Source organism: Capnocytophaga sp. oral taxon 332 str. F0381 (assembly GCF_000318275.2).
In the GTDB taxonomy this organism is placed as follows: domain Bacteria; phylum Bacteroidota; class Bacteroidia; order Flavobacteriales; family Flavobacteriaceae; genus Capnocytophaga; species Capnocytophaga bilenii.
In genome coordinates this window covers 1422-2934 of sequence record NZ_KB291328.1, presented here as the reverse complement: position 1 = coordinate 2934, position 1513 = coordinate 1422, and the positions used below count along the sequence as shown (strand labels likewise).

Genomic DNA, 1513 nt, shown 5'->3' with positions numbered 1-1513 from the left:
TATGAGGCGTATGATGAAAATGGGGAAAAGGTGTTACCATGCAAAACAAAATTATCAGTTAGGTGATCAAAAATACAAAGCACAATCAAGATTAGAGAAAGAGGAGTATGTCTATGATGAACTAATGAAGAATCACAAAGAACAGTTAACGGATTATCAAATATCAGGAGCAAGAAAATATTTAGATGAAGTGAGAGAAGAACATATAAAAGAAATAGCAAAAAAACTAAAATAAAAAGATATTATTATGAATCATTCAGCACAAGAAATATTAGAAATAACCCAAATCATCAAGGAAAAAATAGAAAAAAAATATAGTATCAACTTAGAGCATACTATAAAACGAGCAAGGTATAGTCAAGAGGAAAAGGTATGGATAGTTACAGCTGTGTTTGATCTTTTTGGAGAAGAGGATTATTTTTTCTATCACATTTCAGATAAAACAGGAGAACTAATTAGGACATTAGATGGTTATGGATATGACTCCTATCTCCCTGAAAAATATACAGAAGAAGAAAAGGAAAACCTTAAAGAATGGGATGAATATGAAAAAGAACACCCAGAAGATTTTATTTAAGAAATGATACACACAGCACAAGAGATAACAGATATTGCAAAGCAGATAAAAGCTCGTATAGAAAAAGAGTATAATACAAAGTTAGACCATACTATCATTGGGGCTGTATATGATGAAGAAGATCAATATTGGATTGCGATAGGTTCTTATGAATTATTGGGAGAAAAAGAGTCTTTTTTCTATCATATTTCAGATAAAACAGGAGAACTAATTAAAACATTAGATAAAGATGGGTATGATACCTATCTCCCTGAAGAATATACAGAAGAAGAAAAAGAAATTCTTAAAGAATGGGATGAATATGAGAAAGAACACCCAGAAGATTTTATTTAAATAATGAAACATACTGAACAAGAAATAACAGATATTGCAAAGCAGATAAAAGCTCGTATAGAAAAAGAATATAATACAAAGCTAAATCACACTATAGAGGAAGCTATATATGATACTGAACGACAGTGCTGGATAGTAATAGCTGTTTCAAAATTATTTGAACAAGAGAACTTATTTTCATATTTTATTTCTGATGATACGGGCAAACTTATCAAAACAATAGATAAATATGGATATAATACTTATCTACCACGATCTGAAATCATAGATAAAGAAATTCTTAAAGAATGGGATGAGTATGAAAAAGAAAAAGAATAAACATTAATAGTAAAAGTATACATTATGAAGTTTTATAATATAAAGTTTGACTTCGAACCTAAAATAACAGGAAGAAGAAATGGGAGTTTTGCAGTTGAAATAAGGAAAAACTCATTTGAAAAAGATGAACATAAAGAATATTTCAATAGCTTTTTTGACAGCAACAGTAACGATATAAAAAGGGTTCGTATAGAAACATTTCAGCAGTTTGATCTAAAAAAATGTCCAAATGTCATCTATTTCCCTATGACTAAAAGTATTAAGAAATTAGATTTTATGTATTAC

4 protein-coding genes and 1 pseudogene are annotated in these 1513 nt (G+C 28.8%); all 5 read left to right on the top strand.

All coding sequences use genetic code 11. From position 1 onward, the window contains the following. Nucleotides 1–235 (top strand): zincin-like metallopeptidase toxin domain-containing protein (locus HMPREF9075_RS08605; protein ID WP_009416152.1); only part of this gene is annotated, 235 nt, incomplete at its 5' end. 12 nt (nucleotides 236–247) lie between these two features. Then, nucleotides 248–577, top strand: a complete 330-nt coding sequence (locus tag HMPREF9075_RS08600) for a hypothetical protein (RefSeq protein ID WP_009416151.1) — start codon at nucleotides 248–250, stop codon at nucleotides 575–577. 3 nt (nucleotides 578–580) lie between these two features. Next, nucleotides 581–910 carry a hypothetical protein gene (locus tag HMPREF9075_RS08595; RefSeq protein WP_009416150.1) on the top strand — a complete coding sequence of 110 codons (330 nt, stop codon included), beginning with the start codon at nucleotides 581–583 and terminating at the stop codon, nucleotides 908–910. Between the two features lie 3 nt (nucleotides 911–913). Further along, nucleotides 914–1228 carry a hypothetical protein gene (locus HMPREF9075_RS08590; protein ID WP_009416149.1) on the top strand — a complete coding sequence of 105 codons (315 nt, stop codon included), beginning with the start codon at nucleotides 914–916 and terminating at the stop codon, nucleotides 1226–1228. A gap of 24 nt (nucleotides 1229–1252) precedes the next feature. Further along, nucleotides 1253–1513, top strand: a pseudogene (locus HMPREF9075_RS13880) (hypothetical protein); the annotation flags it as partial.